The 19118-nt window shown below is 45.2% G+C and carries 12 protein-coding genes and 1 riboswitch; of the genes, 6 read left to right on the top strand and 6 right to left on the bottom strand.

What is annotated here, in order from left to right; all coding sequences use genetic code 11:
• The first annotated feature begins 3 nt into the window (after positions 1-3).
• Positions 4-1494, top strand: a complete 1491-nt coding sequence (locus C9I43_RS12415) for a curlin (protein WP_107883647.1) — start codon at positions 4-6, stop codon at positions 1492-1494.
• Positions 1495-1699: 205 nt separating this feature from the next.
• Here C9I43_RS12415 and C9I43_RS12420 read toward each other — a convergent pair whose 3' ends face one another.
• Positions 1700-2365 carry a helix-turn-helix transcriptional regulator gene (locus C9I43_RS12420; protein WP_076497698.1) on the bottom strand — a complete coding sequence of 222 codons (666 nt, stop codon included), beginning with the start codon at positions 2363-2365 and terminating at the stop codon, positions 1700-1702.
• 400 nt (positions 2366-2765) lie between these two features.
• Positions 2766-3374, bottom strand: coding sequence for a DUF2238 domain-containing protein (locus tag C9I43_RS12425; RefSeq protein ID WP_107884154.1), 609 nt, complete (start codon positions 3372-3374; stop codon positions 2766-2768).
• A 154-nt stretch (positions 3375-3528) separates the two neighbouring features.
• Between C9I43_RS12425 and serA the strand changes: the two genes are divergently transcribed.
• Together serA and ygfZ are read left to right on the top strand one after the other, a co-directional pair.
• Positions 3529-4758: a phosphoglycerate dehydrogenase gene (gene serA / locus C9I43_RS12430; RefSeq protein WP_076497700.1), complete on the top strand. Its 1230-nt coding sequence runs from the start codon at positions 3529-3531 to the stop codon at positions 4756-4758.
• A 159-nt stretch (positions 4759-4917) separates the two neighbouring features.
• Positions 4918-5880, top strand: a complete 963-nt coding sequence (gene ygfZ / locus C9I43_RS12435) for a tRNA-modifying protein YgfZ (protein ID WP_107883648.1) — start codon at positions 4918-4920, stop codon at positions 5878-5880.
• A gap of 61 nt (positions 5881-5941) precedes the next feature.
• Here the strand turns inward: ygfZ and C9I43_RS12440 are convergent, their stop codons facing one another.
• The 4 genes from C9I43_RS12440 to C9I43_RS18910 form a co-directional block, all read right to left on the bottom strand.
• Positions 5942-6958 (bottom strand): response regulator, encoded by a 1017-nt coding sequence (locus C9I43_RS12440; RefSeq protein WP_107883649.1) that lies wholly within the window; start codon positions 6956-6958, stop codon positions 5942-5944.
• A 49-nt stretch (positions 6959-7007) separates the two neighbouring features.
• On the bottom strand, positions 7008-12353 hold the full coding sequence (locus tag C9I43_RS12445; protein ID WP_107883650.1) for a PAS domain S-box protein: 5346 nt from the start codon (positions 12351-12353) through the stop codon (positions 7008-7010).
• 128 nt (positions 12354-12481) lie between these two features.
• The gene (locus C9I43_RS12450) at positions 12482-13840 is read right to left on the bottom strand and encodes an alanine/glycine:cation symporter family protein (protein ID WP_107883651.1); all 1359 of its coding nucleotides are present in this window, start codon (positions 13838-13840) and stop codon (positions 12482-12484) included.
• Between the two features lie 89 nt (positions 13841-13929).
• On the bottom strand, positions 13930-14091 hold the full coding sequence (locus C9I43_RS18910) for a hypothetical protein (protein ID WP_159436980.1): 162 nt from the start codon (positions 14089-14091) through the stop codon (positions 13930-13932).
• Positions 14090-14219: riboswitch (glycine riboswitch) on the bottom strand. It overlaps the preceding gene by 2 nt.
• 423 nt (positions 14220-14642) lie before the next feature.
• Here C9I43_RS18910 and C9I43_RS12455 point away from each other — a divergent pair.
• The 3 genes from C9I43_RS12455 to C9I43_RS12465 are packed head-to-tail and all read left to right on the top strand — an operon-like array spanning position 14643 to position 19109.
• On the top strand, positions 14643-15317 hold the full coding sequence (locus tag C9I43_RS12455) for an ABC transporter ATP-binding protein (RefSeq protein WP_107883652.1): 675 nt from the start codon (positions 14643-14645) through the stop codon (positions 15315-15317).
• On the top strand, positions 15307-17931 hold the full coding sequence (locus C9I43_RS12460; RefSeq protein WP_107883653.1) for an ABC transporter permease: 2625 nt from the start codon (positions 15307-15309) through the stop codon (positions 17929-17931). The genes C9I43_RS12455 and C9I43_RS12460 overlap by 11 nt, the downstream gene beginning before the upstream one ends.
• Positions 17931-19109, top strand: a complete 1179-nt coding sequence (locus C9I43_RS12465; RefSeq protein ID WP_107883654.1) for a lipocalin-like domain-containing protein — start codon at positions 17931-17933, stop codon at positions 19107-19109. Before C9I43_RS12460 ends, C9I43_RS12465 begins: the two co-directional genes overlap by 1 nt.
• The last annotated feature ends 9 nt before the right edge of the window (positions 19110-19118 follow it).

The following is a 19118-nucleotide window of genomic DNA, read 5'->3' on the forward strand; positions in this document are numbered from 1 at the left end:
CACATGAAATCACAAGCTAAAAAATCTCTTATTGCTTTGGCCATTGCAACAGGTTTAAGCGGCAATGCGTTTGCAGCCAGCTCAGTGAGCGAAATTAGCGTAGTGCAATCTGGCGAACGTCAGGAAGCCTCAGTCTCACAAACGGGTGCTATTAACTCTGCTTTAGTAGTGCAGACAGGTACAGATCAAGTCGCAACTGTGCAACAAAACGGTGTGTGGCACGAAGCGACTATTAATTCTACAGGCATAGATAACACAGTCAAAATAACGCAACAAGTTGACTGGCATGTGGCAAGTGCAAATGTTGTAGGCGACAACAACAATGTAAATGTGTCGCAAAATGGTTTCTTTAATCAGAGCAGCAACGATGTTGCTGGTAACGATAACACGGTAATCGTTAGCCAATTAGGCGAAGTCAACGACAGCCAAGTTGAAATCACTGGCGCTGAAAACAGCGTATCAGTTGAGCAAGACGGCGATGCTAACTTGGCAGTATTTCGCGTTCAAGGCAACGATAACGACGGTAAAATCACGCAATACGGTGATAACAACCAAGCGGGCTTAATCTCACTCGGCCTAACAGCTAACGTAGGTAATAACAACGACGTTTCTGTTGAACAAGTAGGTAACAATAACTTTGGCGCAGCTAAGGGTATTGCAGGCGACAATAACACTGTAGACATAGTTCAAAAAGGTGATAACCATGTTGGTTTCGTTTACGCACTAGCTGGCAGCGATAACGATATTTCAATGGACCAAAAAGGTAAAGGCAACACAGCTTACCTTGCGATGACAACAGGTGATGATAACAGTGTCGATATTACCCAAAATGGTCGTGACAACACTATTGGTGATACGCTAGTGGCCGATATCCAAGGTGATGATAACGATATTACTATCACACAAAAAGGCAACGTCAACGGTGCTGAGTTCCAAGTATGGGGCAATAGCAACGACGTTGACTTGAAACAAAAAGGCGATGCTAACTTCGCAACCTTTGGTGCATACGGTACTGATAACGATTTCGATTTATCTTCTAAAGGTGATAACAACGAAATCGTTGCCTTCGCTGAAGGTGAAGACAACAGCATCGAAGTTAACCAAGAGGGTGATGCTAACTTTGCTTATGTCGATGTAGTGGGTAGCGGTAACGAAGTAGATGTCGAGCAAGATGGCCTTCAAAACGAAGCGGTCATTTCAATTGCTGGAAACAATAATACTGATGTCACTGCACTGCAAAATGGCGATTTAAACCTTATCGATTTAATTATCGAAGGTGATAAAAACACGGCACTAATTACTCAATCAGGTAATGGTAACTGGGTAGGCGGTGATGACACGAGTTCATTTACTGTCGCCGGTGATAATAACAGCCTGTTGATTACTCAAGCTGGCAATGACAACTTGGTAGTAGGTTCTCAAGCGGGTAATAACAATAGCATTAGCGTTAACCAATCAGGCAACATGAACATTGCCAGTGTGGTGCAATACTAATCAGCTGCGATAATGGTTAACGGCCATATCATGTGGCGGTTAACCAAAGTGCAGATCAAAAAGCGGAAATGTTGATATCAACATTTCCGCTTTTTACTGTATCCATTTTACGATTCAAACCGTAACCGCAATAAATATCTCAACCAAAGCCTATAAACTAACCATAAAATCAGCAATAAAATAAGTGCTAAAGAACAGATAAATATTAACTGCACAACTCGAAGTGAGTTTGATAAGTTTGCGCCCAACGCAATAACTCAACACGATTTCGGGATTGCGTTTTACGGAAAATAGAAGAAATATGTGCTTTCACAGTATGTTCGCTAATGCATAATCTGTGAGCGATTTCTTTATTCCTCGCACCACTAGAAACAAATTGAATAATGGTGCGCTCTCGAGAGGTCAGCATCTGTAACATAGCCACAGTATCAGCTGGTATTTCATTGTTACCATCTAATTTTTGCACGACACGCCGAAACATCTTACTCAACAACGTTCTATCGTACCAAAGCTCTTCAGCTACCATTTTACGTAACCCAGTCAACATTAAATCCATACGTTGATCAGCGAATAAAATACCTCGAATACCCAGTAACATAGCCGACTCTTGATCCAGAGAATCACGTTCAACTTGATACAAGGCTACAGGGGCGTGCGAGACTAAACGCGAAGCCAGTAAAGGGATTCCTTTATTATCTAATGCAGCACCTTTTTGGGTAATCAGATAAAAACTACGACTACTTTTATCTAAATCTAACTCTGCGGTATTCTTCACTATGCGGGTTTTTAGCCCGATGGATTCGGCGAGTAAAGCTAAATGACATGGCGCAGCCATTTGATGTAAAAAAACCAATTCATTAATTGTGCTCACTGACTCTCCTCCCTGAAAAGTATGGTGTCTTAATGCGCAAACGAGGATGCTTTGACCAACCTATGTTGTTTTAATTTTAAACATCCTATTAACCTTGTCGATTCTGACGAGTTAAGGAGGTAAAAACATCACCCAAATGTACTATTCCCTACTTCGCCTTAATAAAAAGGACTATCTCACCCTATAAAAAGGAATAATAGTGCAAAAAACTACTACATTGAGCTCGCCCGTTGTTCCTAGTACATTTTGACTATGCAGACAACGCCCGTTACTAGCAACACAAAATAAACATTAAACTAACGTTCGAGTGTGACAACTAAATGTCATCACTCGATTGTTTGATAATTGTGAGGAGAAATAACGTGCCATCCAAATGTAATGCAGTAACCGCTGCGCCCGATTAAGATGTTAACTTGAGTTCAGCGATTTGTTTATCTTGAACACGAGACAATAAAAGTAGAGCAACGATAGCGCCAATCAACGCCATCAACATATCAGATTGTGTGTCCCACACATAACCTTGAGTCCCTAAAAAGGCCTCTGCACCTTCACCTGTAGCAACAGCAACCCACCATTCAATCAACTCATAAAATGCTGAAAAAGCTAAGACAAAGCAGGTCACAATAAACGCACACCAAGCACCGGGTTTGACCGCTTTATTACGCAGCATAATTTCTCGCGCTAACATGGCAGGAATAAAGCCTTGGGCAAAGTGACCTAATTTATCGTAATTATTACGCTCTGAGCCCATCCAATTGGCAATGGTGTCGAATAATGGCACTTCTGCATAGGTGTAATGCGCGCCAACAAATAATACACAGCAATGTACTAATACTAAAAAGTACACTAAGGAGGTTAATGGAAAGCGTTTATGGGTGAAAAATAGCAGCGGTATTGCCACTAATGCAGGAGCGGCTTCAAGCCACCAAGTAAACATATCTGCGGGGTTGATCACTGACCAGACTAATACACTGAGATAAATACCACACCACACGATTTTGTTATTCAACATAGTTCCCTCTTATGCGATATTGTTCTAAATTTAGAATATTAACTTTAGCCATCTAGCCCTCCACAATGAGCAAAAAAAGTGCTACTTTGGTCGGTGAAGGTTGTCAGCATATCATAAGAAACATTTCTATTAATCAGAGGGTACCCATATCATGGCGAAACATTCGCTGGACAAGGATAAGATCAAAATCCTGCTGTTGGAAGGCGTCCACCAATCGGCGGTTGATGTACTGGAACGTGCAGGCTATACCAATATCGAATACCACAAAGCCTCATTGAGCGACGAAGCATTACTGGAGTCGATTAAAGATGCGCATTTTGTTGGACTTCGTTCGCGTACCCAATTAACGGCCGAAGTACTAAAACGCGCCGAGAAACTGATTGCGATAGGCTGTTTCTGTATTGGTACCAACCAAGTTGACCTTGCTACTGCCGAATCCTTGGGTATCCCCGTATTTAACGCACCATTCTCCAATACACGCAGTGTTGCTGAGCTCGTTATTGGTGAAATCATTATGCTGATGCGCGGCATTCCAGAACGCAATGCCATTGCCCATCGTGGCGGCTGGATGAAAACGGCTGCAGGCAGTTACGAAGTCCGCGGTAAAACCTTGGGCGTCATCGGTTACGGCCATATTGGTACTCAACTGGGTATTTTGGCTGAGACTTTAGGCATGCGCGTCGTATTCTTCGATATCGAAGATAAATTACCATTAGGTAACGCACTGCAAATCCATTCGATGGAGCAGCTATTAGCACAAGCTGACGTGGTGAGTTTACACGTTCCAGAAACCCCACAAACTAAAAATATGATAGGCGCTGCTGAATTTGCCGCTATGCGTAAAGGCAGTATTTTCATTAATGCTTCACGCGGTACTGTGGTGGATATTGATGCATTAGCTATCGCCTTAAAAGAACGTCACCTTGCAGGTGCGGCAATTGATGTGTTCCCGATTGAACCACAATCAAATGATGATGAATTTATCACCCCACTGCGTGGTTTAGATAACGTGTTACTGACGCCTCATATCGGTGGAAGTACCGCCGAAGCACAGGAAAACATTGGTATTGAAGTGGCTGGTAAGTTAGCTAAATACTCAGATAACGGCTCAACTGTCTCTGCCGTTAACTTTCCAGAAGTCTCACTGCCAATGCATAAAGGCACTTCACGTTTACTGCATATTCACCAAAACCGCCCGGGTGTGCTGATTAAAATCAACCAAGCATTTTCAGAAAAAGGCATCAACATTGCCGCGCAATATCTGCAAACAACCGCAGAGATTGGTTATGTGGTGATGGAGGTCGATACTAATCAAGCAGAAGAAGCACTGGTTGAACTAAAAGCGATTGAAGGCACATTGCGCACCCGCGTATTGTTTTAAGCTTTAAGGTCGGCGATTAAACGGAACGACGCTTTACAACGACGACATCTATATTAAGGCGCGCATATCATTCACAGATATGTGCGCCTTATGCTGTTGAGCCTGCAGGAATTCCGTTACAATCTAGCCTCTCATCGTCTTCATTTTCAGGATCTCGCTATGACTATTTCAGTTTCTACGCCCCATTGGGATCTGGATGCTTCTTTGCCTCCACTTATGCTAGCTAACTTATCTCACCTTGGCCTTATCAAAGTGGTTGGCGAGCAAGGCCGCAGTTTCATACATGGTCAGGTGACCACCGACATCACCTCATTAACTGCCGACCAATGGCGCTGGGGCGCACATTGCGATCCCAAAGGTAAGATGCTGGCCAGCTTCAGAACTTTTGCCATTAAAGATGCACTGTTTATGTTAATGCCAAGAGACACCATCGCGGTAGATTTACCACAACTGCAAAAATATGCCGTATTTAGCAAGGCAACCCTAAGTGATGCCAGTGGTGAGTGGACACTACTGGGTGTTGCTGGAGAACAAGCAAGCCAATTTATCACTGAGCATTTTGGTGAAATAAATCAAGAGCTCACAATCATTGAGCATGGCGCAATTTTAAAAGACGCTGAGCGTTTTATATTAATGCTCAGCCCTGATGCTGCATCAACCTTAGTGACTCAATCAAAACTCAGTGTATTTGATGCCCATGCATGGCAAACGTTAGAAATTGCAGCTGGTTATCCAAACCTTGCCGCCAGCCATGCTGGTCAGTACGTGCCACAAATGTGTAATCTGCAAGCGATCAACGGTATTAGCTTCAACAAGGGCTGCTATATGGGGCAAGAGACTATCGCACGGATGAAATATCGTGGAGGTAATAAGCGCGCCCTATATATTTTGCGTGGTCACACAGATCTGCAAATTAGCTTAGAATCAGGTTTAGAAATTGCCCTAGAAGACGGCTTTCGTCGAGGCGGTCAGATTATTGAGTTTGTACAACGCGGTAACCAAGTGTTATTAACCGCGGTGCTGGCCAATGATACCGAAAATGACACTAAACTGCGTTTTGCTGGCGATGAACAGTCAAGCCTAACGATTCAAGCCCTACCCTACTCATTAGAAGAAGCATAAGGCTTTGATTTAATGAGAAACTAAAGGTGCCATTGGCGCCTTTAGTTTCTTCAATTGCCACTCAATACTCTAAATGCGTGTCTCGAATTTCGATGACTTGTGGCAAGATTTGTTTGAACTCTGCTACTAACTTAGGATCGAAGTGTTTTCCCGCTTCGTTTTCAAATAATTCCATGGTTGCTTCAATAGTCCAAGCCGGTTTGTAAGGCCGTTGTGATGTCAGCGCATCAAACACATCCGCAACTGCGACAATACGCCCTTCAAGAGGAATATTCTCACCGGCCAAGCCACAGGGATACCCTGAACCATCCCATTTTTCATGGTGAGTTAAAGCAATGCGGCGAGCCATTTTTAATAAAGGATCATCATGCTCACCAATGATTTCAGCACCAATCACAGCGTGTTGCTGCATGATCGCCCATTCTTCAGCATTGAGTTTGCCCGGTTTTTTCAATACGGCGTCAGGTGTGCCTATTTTACCAATATCGTGCATCGGGGCGGCGTTAAAGATCAAGTCACAGAAAGTATCCGGCAAGCCTAATTTGATGGCCAATAGGCGGGCATAGTGGCTCATACGCACCACATGCAATCCTGTTTCGTTGTCTTTATATTCAGCTGCACGCCCAAGCCGGCGAATAATCTCAAAACGAGTGGCTTCTAACTCTTGGGTACGAATTTTAACCTGTTGTTCAAGGAGGCGTTTTTGATCATACAAAGCAAGGTGTGTCTTAACGCGCGCTTTAACGACAGCTGCACTCACCGGTTTGGTGATGTAATCCACGGCACCTAGTGCAAAACCTTGAGTTTCATCAGCTACCTCAGATAAGGCGGTCACAAATATCACCGGAATATGGCTAGTCAGCGGATCTTGCTTAAGTAGCTTGCAGACCTCATAACCATTCATCCCCGGCATCATGACATCGAGCAAAATCAAATCAGGCCGAGATTTTGCCACCAGCGCTAACGCTCTGGGTCCGTCAATCGCCACTTTGATTTTGTAATCATCACTTAATATGCCGACTAAAATATCGATATTTTCCGGTGTGTCATCGACGATTAATACTGTTGCCTTATCCATTAACAACTCCAATCTATCTTATTTATTGGTCATTCACGGTGTGGCTCTTTTAGTCTAACTGACTAAGAGCATCGTCAATTAAGTCGATAGCTTCATCAAACCGATATTGATTAATCATAGACAATATTGGATTTAACGCTTGCCACATTGCACAGCTGACTTGGGGCTTTAACGCCTCAATTTTAGCGACTGCATTAGCATCAGCCTCATCGAGACTTTGGCGCAGGGCATGTAATTCGGCCTTCAAATTTTCATTAGATAATAAATCAGCCGTTTGTGGTTCAAGCTGATTAGCCGTTGCAGGCATAGCGCTTTCGATTGCATCGCAGATAGAACTCACTAATAGTTGAATTTGTGCAAGCTCATCGTCAAAGGGCGTCTTTTCAGTTAAATGTAACTCCAATAAACGTGCTAACTCGACTAACTTAGGTGAACTTAAATTACCCGCTAAGCCTTTTAAAGTATGAGCAATACGTACGGCATCGTCGTACTGTTCCGCAGCAATAGCTTGTTGAATTCTCGCCACCACATCGCGCTGGCTCATCACAAAACGCTCGAAAATACGTTGATAAAGCCGCGACGAATGCTGTACTAGCTGTAAACCTCGATCAATATCTAGCTCTGGGTGTTCTGGCCACTTAAATAACCGTGCTTTTTCTATGTTTTTTACAGATTCATACAACCGCTTCGATATTATTGTTTGTTCTGGGGTGACGGCACCTTCGGTGGTAGAACCGTTATTCGAGGGCGCAAGATATTTTAGTAATGTTTGATATAGCACATTCACATCGATGGGTTTCGCAATATGGTCGTTCATGCCTGCCCTGATGCACATTTCCTTGTCGCCAGCCATCGCATTAGCCGTCATGGCGACTATGGGTAAATCAGCAAATTGGGGGATTTTTCTTATGGCTTGAGTGGCTTGATAACCATCCATCACCGGCATTTGGCAATCCATTAAGACCAGATCAAAATACTGTTGAGCCAGTTTATCTAAGGCGATTTGACCATTCGTCGCAATCGAGAGAATAATACCGACTTGCTCTAAAAACTCGCTCGCCACTTCAAGATTCATCTCGTTATCTTCGACTAATAAAATACGTTTTCCTTGTAGTGGTAATAATAATTGAAGGTCTAACTCCTCACTGCTGCGCCTAACGGGCAGTAAACCGCTGCGACCAACCGCATTCATAATGCCATCGAGTAAACGTGAGGCGCTGATGGGTTTACTGATGTATCCCGCCAATGCTAATTGCTCAATTTGAGTGAGGAAGTCATGGTTAGCGTGGGCTGATACCATCAAAATTTTAGGCTCAGGCAGAGCCCGCGATTGAGCTTGCAATTGGATTTTATGAGCGGTTTCTATCCCGTCCATCTCTGGCATTTTCCAATCAATTAACGCCACGGCGTAAGTTTGCTGAGCGCAACGAACCACGGCTTCTTCGCCGTTACGTACGGTATCAACGCTAAACCCCATACTTTCGAGTGTGGTACGCATAATGTCCCGAGCGGTAGCATTATCATCCACCACCAGCACCGACATGCCTTCTAACTCTTGCTCAAGTACCAGTTTTTGACCATCAGCGATTTGTAACTTCACCGTAAAATAGAAATTACTGCCATGACCAAGTTGACTCTCAACGCCTATGGTGCCGCTCATTAGCTCGACTAACTGTTTAGAGATGGCAAGGCCTAAACCTGTACCGCCATATTTACGGGTGGTTGAGGTATCTGCCTGGCTAAAGGAGGTAAACAATTTATCCTGCTGCTCAGCGGTTAAACCAATACCTGTGTCGCGCACGCTAAAACGTAACGTCACATCATCATCTTGTTGCTCGACTAAATTCAGCGACAGTAATACTTCGCCTCGCTCGGTAAATTTAATCGCGTTATTCACCAAATTTATCAACACTTGGCTTAAACGCAGCGAATCCCCGTATAAGTACCGAGGCACATTAGGAGCAACAGCAAATAACAACTCAAGCTGTTTATGCGCCGCTTTTTCGGCAAACATATCACTGAGATCTTCAAGTAGGGTATCAAGCTGAAATGACACTGCATCGATTTCTAACTTACCCGCTTCTATTTTAGAAAAATCGAGAATGTCATTAATGATTGAAAGTAAAGATTTTGAGGCTCGCTCGATTTTCTCTACATAGTTTTTTTGTTTTTTATCGAGCTCAGTCTGCAGGCATAATTGAGACATGCCAATAATGGCATTCATCGGCGTGCGTATTTCATGGGACATATTCGCTAAAAAGTCACTCTTAGCCTTATTGGCAGCATCGGCTTGTTCTTTAGCTTGTAACAATTGTTCGGAGAGCAATTTAAGCTCTGTCATATCAACCATACTGATCACGGCCGAATCAAAATGACCGTCAACATCTACCAGCGCGGACACATTAACTGTCATCCATAGCGTTTCACCCGTGGGGCGAATAAAGCTTCTCTCAGCACGATAATGGCTAATTTTACCAGCGGTTAATTGCGTAAATTGCATCTTAGCGATGACTTTATCTTCTGCACTGAATAACTCAAAAATCGTGCTCTGGCATAAGTCATCACGGGTGCGTGTCATATCGGCGCAGAATTGGTCATTACAATCTAAAATAACGCCTTTGATATCCACATTAACTATGCCAATTGTCGCCCCATCGAACAGCGCCTTAAAGTGTGCCTCGCTGAGCGCTAACTCTTGCTCCATGGTTTTACGTTGGGTTATGTCCATCACATAACCATTCCAAGTAATCATCCCATCAGTGCCTATATTCCCACTGGCTCCCGCTTCCATCCAACATATGCAGCCATTAGGATGGCGATAGCGGAACTCACGGATCCATTGCAACTTATCGCTGCTCTGGCCCGAAAGCGCCTGCACAACGTCCGAGCGATCCTCGTCGAAAATTCGCTCCGAGATCATGTTAAAGTCGTTAATTAACTCATCACGGGACTGCCCAAACATTTTTATCGCTGCACTAGACAAAAAAGCAAATCGACGTTCTGATGCCGAATGCCATAATAATTGGTACACAGTGCAAGGAATCGTCTCGGTAATATTGGCCAATTGCAGCCGCGATGCCTCTAATTGCTCTAAGGCAAACTTACTCGCAGTAATATCATCGATGCTACCGTCAAACCACAGAGCACTGCCATTTTCGGTGTAACTTGCCTTACCTTTATCATGTACCCAACGAATGCTACCGTCACGATGACGGATGCGATATTCCACTTCAAAGGTTTCTTTTTGCGCTAAAGCAGCATCGATATGTTGATAACACAGGGCTCTATCTTCTTCTAAAATTAACGAAGAATAAGTGCGCTGGCTATTATCAATAAACTGGCTCGCCGCATAACCAGTAATTTCAGCAATATTGTCACTTACATATTCCATTACCCATACTTCGCCAAGACGAGTGCGATATACCGCGCCAGGAATATTGGTTACCAGTCCACGAAAACGTTGCTCGCTATCACGGATTTTTTGTTCTACAGCGAGCTTTTGTGTCATGTCGCGAATAGACGCCGCCACTTGCCTGTTGCCATCGATATCAGCGGGAAGAATACTCAACATAATTTCTGCAGTAAAATCACTGCCATCAGCTTTTATCGCTCGTACATAGCGATTACTTGCCATCGTACTATCAAAGCCAGAGCGCATAAATTGTCGCTTTTCAAGTAGGCTTTTATCGCCATGTGCATGTGGTATTAATGTTTCAATCTGCAAACTCAGCATCGCTTGCGCATCGTAACCAAACAGTTGCTGACAGCGACTATTACTAAAAACAATATTGCCCTGCTTATCAACAATCAGCATGGCTTCTGGCGCGGCCTCAAGCACAGCATTTGACCAAGCCGCCGCCGAGAATTGTTCGGTCACATCCGTGAATAGCATCTCCACCGACATTAATTCACCCGCATCCGAAACTAAGGGCTGCATGAATACATCAAGCCTTTTCACATGACCATTAACGTCAAGCATCTCGACTTGATGTGCAGGGACGTTTTCGCCATTTAAAGCCAAATTAGTGTATTGCCAGTTTTTTTCATTAAGAGGGTTAACCGAAAAGAGTCGTTGATATTTACGTTTCAGTAAATCAGGAGAAATACCTAGTACTTTAGTCACACCCTCACTGACTTGCGCTAAATTACCGTCTGGAGCGAGAGAACAATAAAAAGATTTATCACTCATACCATCAATTAAACGGGCAAACCGATTACCGCGAGAATCGAGAATCGCTTGTTCACGTTCACCCAGTAATGTCGCCATGTGATTAAAAGCATGGCTTAAGGTCACTATCTCACTCACCGCACCTTTAGGTACCGCCAGCTGCTGTAACTTGCCTTGCCCAAAGGACATAATATCCGCTTCTAATAATTCTAACGGCCGAGTCAACCGTTTAGCCGCCAAATAACAGGTCAGTAATAACAACAGTATTAATAAACTTAAATCGAGAATACTTGCCAGCACCTCATCAAATAATAAATTAAATAAATCTTGCTCTGGCGCTAACACAATCACTCGCCACTTCAACTTTGAAACGGTAGCAATACTCGCAAGATACACTACATTTTTATCATCGATAAACCGAACCTGACCATCAAGCCCTTTATCCTGTAGCGCCCAAAAGTCGGCATTTATAGGTTTGTTTTTATCTACCCATGCAGCTGAACTGCTCGCTAATATTTTATCCCTATCGAGGTGATATACCAGCCGACCTTGATCGTCTAAAACCACTAAACGATTGGGAGTAACCCCTAATTGCTCAGGCAATCGCTCTAAGGCTAGATCAACTGTGGCCACGCCAAAATAATGCTCCACTGCGCCAAAAGGAGCAGAATAGGTCACCATCAGTGCATTGCCAGCGCCCTTATCAAAATAGGCTTCGGTCCAGTAACCACCAGTTAGATTGATGGCGTTACTCCACCAATCCCAAGTACCATCGGTATAATCGTAACCTTCAGCGCCGATATCGAGATAATGCAGTTCGCTATTATCGAGTCCATCACGATAAACATAAGGCGAGAACAGCTTTCGAGTAGTGAAGGTGTTGGGTTTGAATGCAACTGCAGAACCAAAAAAGTCAGGATTACGTTGCAGTCGATTAATTAAGACACGTTTGACTTTATCTGCATCGTTAATGTCTTCTTTACTAGACAGAAAACCGATGAAGTCTGCAAGACCTTGAGTGTTAGCTTGTGCGTATTCGAGTAAATGCTGTAGACGAGAAGCGGAATAGTTCACCTCTTGTGTCAGGCTGTGGTACAGCCGCTCCTCCGATGATTGATAGCTAAACCAAGCATTTACTGCATAAACGCTCGCCATAATTAAAATCAAAGGCAAGGCAATGTGAGATAAAATTTTGCTGCGAAACGTACGAAGTTTATTTTTATTCATAACGCCGCCTTAAAGTCTCCGATTTTATAAGCACTATTTTTAAATAGTGCTTATAAAGTAAACGAAGAACCGAGTGACGACAATGTTAAAACTAAAAATATATAAAGTAATTTATTGTTTTAACAACATTAATAAACAGTATCTAAGGTGCGATTAGGTAAAATACGGCCAAAATAACTCTGCGTTTCAGCAATAATGATATGCCTTAAGCCCACAATTGCGATCAGGTTTGGTATTGCCATCAAACCATTAACGGTATCGGCTAGTAGCCAAATCACATCTAACTTGATAAAAGCCCCGCCGGCAATCAGCACTAAAAACATCACTTGATACCCGCGCAGTCCACGCTCACCAACTAAGTAATACCAACAGCGTTCACCGTAATAATGCCAGCCTAAGATGGTGGTAAAAGCAAAACACACAAGCGCTATTGTTACCACATATTGACCCACTATCGCAGAGCCTCCAAGGGCAAACGCCGCGCTGGTCATAGCAGCACCTGCCGTTTCACCGCTCCATACGCCGGTGATGATCAACACTAAGCCTGTCATAGTGCAAATGATGATGGTATCGAAGAAGGTGCCCGTCATACTCACTAACCCTTGCTCAACCGGCTCATTCGTCTTAGCCGCAGCCGCAGCAATCGGCGCGCTGCCAAGGCCAGATTCATTGGAAAATACACCGCGGGCAATACCGATTTGAATCGCCTGTGCCACCGTTGCCCCTAAAAAGCCTCCCGCTGCCGAGAGTGGTGTAAAGGCCGATTCAATCACTAAACCTAAAGCGGGTAAGATTTGATCGGAAAAACCAACCAGAATCCACACACACGCCAGTACATAACCTACTGACATAGTAGGCACTAATTTTTGCGCCACGTTAGAAATTCGCTTAACCCCACCTAAAGTAACGGCGGCAACGAGCACAGTTAACACAGTCGCGGTCAACCAAGTTGGTACCTCAAAGGCGATGGTCAGCGCATCACTAATCGCATTAACCTGCGCAAAAGTACCAATACCGAAAAAGGCCACACCAACCCCGAAAATAGCGAACAATTTTGCCATCCAAGGTAACCCTAGGCCACGCTCAATATAATACATGGGCCCACCAGCAATCTGCCCGCGGGCATCGGTGGTGCGGTATTTTACCGCCAACATGCACTCAGCATATTTAGTCGCCATGCCGAAAAACGCCGCCAACCACATCCAAAATAACGCGCCCGGACCGCCCATTTTGATGGCTGTCGCCACGCCGACAATATTGCCCGTACCAATGGTGGCAGACAATGCAGTGCATAGCGCCGCGAAGGAAGATAAATCCCCGTGACCCTTTGCCGGTTTAAATAACAACCCCAGCGCCATAGGTAAGCGAAACACTTGAATAAGTTTGAGACGAACGGTGAGATAAACGCCAGTGCCCACCAGCAAACACAAGGTGATAGGGCCCCAGACAATGCCATTAATGCTGGCAAGAAAAGCTTGAAAATTCATGATATTCCTCGAATATTAAACAACAAAATTAATAAACGGAGGAGGAAAAGAAATGGCTGTGACGCGCCGCAGTCGGACGCTATAGCAAACTATTTTAAGCCTGTTCTCGGTTTAGACTCACCCACGCTGAACGCCAAAAGCGTTGCAAGCAAGTAGCCTAAACAAGTGCTTTTAATGGCGGCAAAATGCGCTATTGCAAGCAAAAGGTAAAAATAGCCCACGACGACAAACGACAGGGACTGTGCAGTCATCCTCTCCTCTGTCCTTTTGCCTGAGCGTTTCGCGTCGTAGTGTTTAACATCACGACACTTTCGCCTTCGGCGCCACCTGACTGCACTTTAAGTTAAGTGCAATTGGTAGTCTCTCCAGAGGCTCGTCCAGTAACAGTCCTCGCCTTGTGGCACCTGAAAGAGTGCTTTGTTTTTATCAGAAGATTTGCTTCGATAAAACCAAAGTTGCCTCGTCGGTGTGGGGTCAATTCCCCACTCTCCTGCTACCTTCATCCGAACGGATTGCTAGCCTAAAATATCAATCTCACGCTAGCAGGCGCACAGAATGCAACAAACACGGCGTCAGCTCAAGCCGTTTACCCACTGTTGGGAGTAGATTTAATTCAATTGATTATTTTTACGGCAAATGATGATTTACAGTTAATTGTTATGTTTATGATCCCATTACAGGAAAAACCAGTATCTATTTGAATAGAAAATGCTTTATGTTAAACATGAGGTTGCAATGCTAACTTATTGCCATACTTACGGCTTACCTCACACACTGCCAATGGATATGAAGGAGTGGCTCAATGGCCGACGTCGCTAAACTTAACCAAGTTACTAAGGGCTTTCGCGATGGCGAGCAATATCATCAGGTACTGCAAGCGGTCGACCTGCAAATTAATCGAGGCGACACCGTCGCCCTCACAGGCCCCAGCGGCAGCGGTAAGAGCACCTTACTCAACTTGATTGCCGGTTTTGAAATGCCAGACTCAGGTGAGATTTTACTCAACCAAGCGTCCACATCACATTGGCAGGATAAAGATTGGAGCCATTTCAGACGCCATTCTTTAGGGGTGGTGTTTCAACAATTTAATTTACTCACGCCACTCAACGTCAAAGATAATATTGCCTTTCCCTTAAGTTTAACGGCGCAGCCATGGTCAGCTTGGTGCGATTATCTGGTTGAAAAACTGGGGCTGCTGCCGCTACTGCATCGACAGGTTGAGGCGCTATCTGGCGGTCAACAACAGCGGGTCGCCATTGCCCGTGCCTTAGCTCATAAACCGACGCTGCTGTTAGCCGACGAACCCACAGGTAATCTAGATGATGTGTCGGGTAAACAGGTGATGGCACTACTGTGTGAACTGGCTCAGGAAAGCCAAACCAGCATCTTAATGGTTACCCACAGTGAAGAGTGCGCCGCTTTTATGCAAAAACGCTGGCATTTATCCCAAGGCGCAGTGGCTATCTATGAAAAATAAACAGCTCACTAAAGCGGCTCCAACAAAACTTGAGTCACGTTCGCTTACCCTAACCTGGCTCAGCTTAAAGGTCTTTATTGCTCATTACCGCCATGCGCCATTACAAGCCGGCGCCATTTTGCTCGGTATAGCCTTAGCCGTGACGCTACTGATTGGAGTAAAAGCGACCAACGATAATGCGGTGCGCAGTTATAGCGACGCAACTGAGCTTTTGAGCCAGCGCGCCGATGTGTTACTTACACCACCACTTGGGAAAAACAGCTTAAATGAGTCAGTTTATTTTGCCTTAAGAACTGCCGGATTAAGTCAAAGTCTCGCCGTGGTTAATGGCAAAATATCCGGCAAGAATGGTCAGTTTTGGCAACTGGAAGGCAGCGATCTGATTGCGGCATTAACACTACAACAATCCAGAAATAGTGCCTCGGCTGAAATGTCGCCCACCTCCTCGCCGCAGATGAATGACTTACCGCTTGCCGATCTACTGAGCGGCGCGCCCACAGTAATCATGAGCCAAAGTCTCGCCGCTAAAGTAGCGCCAGATGGTAAACTTATTTTAGAAAATAGCAGCTTAGACGTCATTAGTATTGACGACAGCTTTGGTCTAGGCAGTGCCATTTTGGCGGATATCTCCCTCGCCCAGCAATTATTGAATATGCAAGGCCAGCTCAGTTATATCGCTATGTTCAGTGAACGAGCTGACCTACCTCAACTAAAATCCCAGCTCGATGCCTTAGGAATTACGCCGCAAAAGGCCAGTTTTAGCCAACAAGATCAAGGCCAAGCACTGGTAGCCCTAACCCGCAGCTTTCATCTTAATCTCAATGCCATGAGTATGTTAGCCTTCGTTGTCGGCCTGTTTATCGCTTACAACGGTGTGCGCTACAGCCTAATGAAACGGCAAAAACTGTTAGTGCAGTTATTACAGCAGGGAATTGAGCGCCGCGCTTTAATGACAGCGCTGATGCTTGAATTAGTCTTGCTAGTGGTCATAGGCTCAAGTTTGGGTTTTATCAGTGGCTTACAGCTTAGCCACTGGCTGCAACCTATGGTCGCCATGACCTTAGAGCAAATGTATGGTGCCCACTTGCTGCCCGGGATTTGGCAATGGACTTGGCTTTTTGAGGCGATTGCCCTCACCTTAGCCGCCGCCCTCGCCGCTTGTTTACCCTTATATCGAGATCTCACGCGCCAAGCGCTGGCACAAGGGGCGAACCGTTATCAGCAGATGCAGGCGCACCGCAAAACACACAGTATTCAATTTGCCTCAGCTTGTGGTCTGTTGGGCATAGCGGCGTTGTTGTTTCCCTTCAGCCAAAGCTATAACATCAGCTTAGTGTTACTCGGTATCGTCACTATCGCTATCCCGCTACTGTTGCCACAACTATTACATTGGGGCGTCAGCGCCTTAATGCCCTTGGCACGCCCTGGATTATGGCAATATCTACTTGCCGAAACCCGCGAGCTTATCGCGCCGCTCTCCTTAGCTATGATGGCAATCTTGCTGGCGCTAAGCGCCAATGTGTCGATGAACACGCTCGTTGGCAGTTTTGAACAAACCCTGCGCACTTGGTTAGAGACCCGCTTACATGCCGATCTTTATATTCGCCCACCGAGTCAGCGTATCGATACTATACAAACCCAGCTGATGCATGACACTAGAGTCAGCGGCCTTTATCAACAATGGCAAATTGAAGCCGAACTTTTACTGCCTGCATCTGCAGAGAATGCGAGCGAACAGACGATTCCCGTCAGTCTACTCAGCCGCGATGATTATTCGGTTCGCCACACCAGCGCCCTAAAGGAAAGCCTACCAACACTGTGGCAATCCTACTTTAACGCCCACGTTATTTTGGTGAGTGAACCCCTTGCCCTCAAATACCAGCTCAAACTGGGTGACAATGTGTCATTAAATGCGCTCGCAAAAACCGGTAACAGCCAAGCGATTATCGGCGGTATTTATTATGACCATGGTAATACCCGCAACGAGGTCATTATCAGCCAGCCACTTTGGCAACAAGCGCAATTGCCGCTACTGCCCATCAGTTTAGCGGCGAGTTTTCACGGTGATAAGCAAGGCAGTAAAATCACTGAGACTGCGCTTGACCAACTCCAAGTTGAATTGGCGGCCGAGCTAGGCTTATCCCAAGCACAAATTTACAGCCAAACTAAGATTAAAACTCAAGCTATCGCCATGTTTAAACGTACTTTTTCTATTACCTTAGTGCTGAACAGTTTGACGCTAATTGTTGCGGCTATTGGCCTTTTTAGTGCCTGCTTAATGTTGACGCAGGCAAGGCAAGCGCCACTGGCGCGTTTGTATTCCTTAGGCGTGAGTCGTAATGCGCTGCGCGGCATGGTGTTTATGCAAATGTTGATTGTGGTACTGATTACTTGCCTACTCGCTATGCCAACGGGCGCGCTGCTAGGCTACTTGCTGATTAACAAGATCACCTTGCAAGCCTTTGGTTGGACGATAAAAATGATTTGGGATTGGCAAGCCTATGGCCATGCTATATTGATTGCTTTAGCCACCTGTACATTAGCCGTACTCTTACCACTGTATTGGCAAACCCGCAAACCTCTCGTCGCCAGTCTGCAACAGGAGACCCTGTGATGAAGGCTCTTAATTTGAAGTGTATGTTATGGGCCGCCATTGGCTTAATGCTTATCGGCGGCTGCGATAAAGCGCCATCAATGCAGAACACTCAGCCAAAATCGATGGCCAATGTGGTAGGGAAGACCTCGGGTACTCAAGATGACCAGGCATACACCCCGGTCGTTCCTGGCTATAAATTTGAATTCCCGCGCGATCACTTAACACATAATGGTTTTCGACAAGAATGGTGGTATCTGACGGCTAATTTAACTACCGAAAAAGGAGAGCAACTCGGTGCCCAATGGACACAATTTAGAGTTGCCCTTAAATCGTCCAAGCAATCAATAAAAGATACGCAGCCTAAAGACCAATCTACTTGGGCTACAGACCAACTGTATTTGGCCCACAGCGCACTCACTTCAAGCACGACTCATCTTGCCCACGAAAAGTGGTCACGCCGTCACAGCGAGTTTGCCGATGTGACATTAAGTCCCTATCAAATCCGCCTCGATAACTGGCGCTGGCAGAGCGAGACTAATGCCTTATTTCCCGCCACATTAACGGTGGCAAACCCTGACTTTAGCTATCAACTAAAGCTCAATAGCCAAGCGCCACTGCAATACCAAGGCGATAACGGCTATAGCCTCAAAAGCCGCGATGGACAAGTCGCATCTTACTATTACAGCCAACCCTTTATTGAAATCAGCGGTGAAATTAGCCGTAATGGCAAAGTTGAGCGAGTCACAGGCCAAGGCTGGCTCGACAGGGAATGGAGTTCGCAGTTCCTCACTAAAACACAGCAAGGTTGGGATTGGTTCGCGCTCCGGTTAAACGATGGAACGACGCTGATGTTGTTTCAGTTACGGGATCAATCACCAACAGAGGCCGCCACCAATACCCCTATCTCGGCATTTTATAGCGCCAGAAGAATGTTTGCTGATGGCACGGGGCGTAATATCAATTCTACCGATAACCCCAATGACATTCAGATGACGCCGCTCAAATGGCAACATACCGTCAATGGCGATTACCCCGTCAGTTGGCAGGTTAGAATTCCCAGCGAGAATATCAATCTCACTATCACCCCACTTAATCCTAATAGCGCCATGCCATTATCGACGCCCTATTGGGAAGGCCCAGTACAGCTCTCTGGCAGCCATACTGGCACTGGGTATATGGAACTGACGGGATATTGAGTGAATGAC

It is taken from the genome of Shewanella morhuae (assembly GCF_003028295.1).
GTDB lineage: Bacteria > Pseudomonadota > Gammaproteobacteria > Enterobacterales > Shewanellaceae > Shewanella > Shewanella morhuae.

Coding starts and splice junctions, on each gene's coding strand:
- C9I43_RS12415 (WP_107883647.1), top strand. CDS start 4: ATGAAATCACAAGCTAAAAAATCTCTTATTGCTTTGGCCATTGCAACA.
- serA (WP_076497700.1), top strand. CDS start 3,529: ATGGCGAAACATTCGCTGGACAAGGATAAGATCAAAATCCTGCTGTTG.
- ygfZ (WP_107883648.1), top strand. CDS start 4,918: ATGACTATTTCAGTTTCTACGCCCCATTGGGATCTGGATGCTTCTTTG.
- C9I43_RS12440 (WP_107883649.1), bottom strand. CDS start 6,958: ATGGATAAGGCAACAGTATTAATCGTCGATGACACACCGGAAAATATC.
- C9I43_RS12445 (WP_107883650.1), bottom strand. CDS start 12,353: ATGAATAAAAATAAACTTCGTACGTTTCGCAGCAAAATTTTATCTCAC.
- C9I43_RS12450 (WP_107883651.1), bottom strand. CDS start 13,840: ATGAATTTTCAAGCTTTTCTTGCCAGCATTAATGGCATTGTCTGGGGC.
- C9I43_RS18910 (WP_159436980.1), bottom strand. CDS start 14,091: ATGACTGCACAGTCCCTGTCGTTTGTCGTCGTGGGCTATTTTTACCTT.
- C9I43_RS12455 (WP_107883652.1), top strand. CDS start 14,643: ATGGCCGACGTCGCTAAACTTAACCAAGTTACTAAGGGCTTTCGCGAT.
- C9I43_RS12460 (WP_107883653.1), top strand. CDS start 15,307: ATGAAAAATAAACAGCTCACTAAAGCGGCTCCAACAAAACTTGAGTCA.
- C9I43_RS12465 (WP_107883654.1), top strand. CDS start 17,931: ATGAAGGCTCTTAATTTGAAGTGTATGTTATGGGCCGCCATTGGCTTA.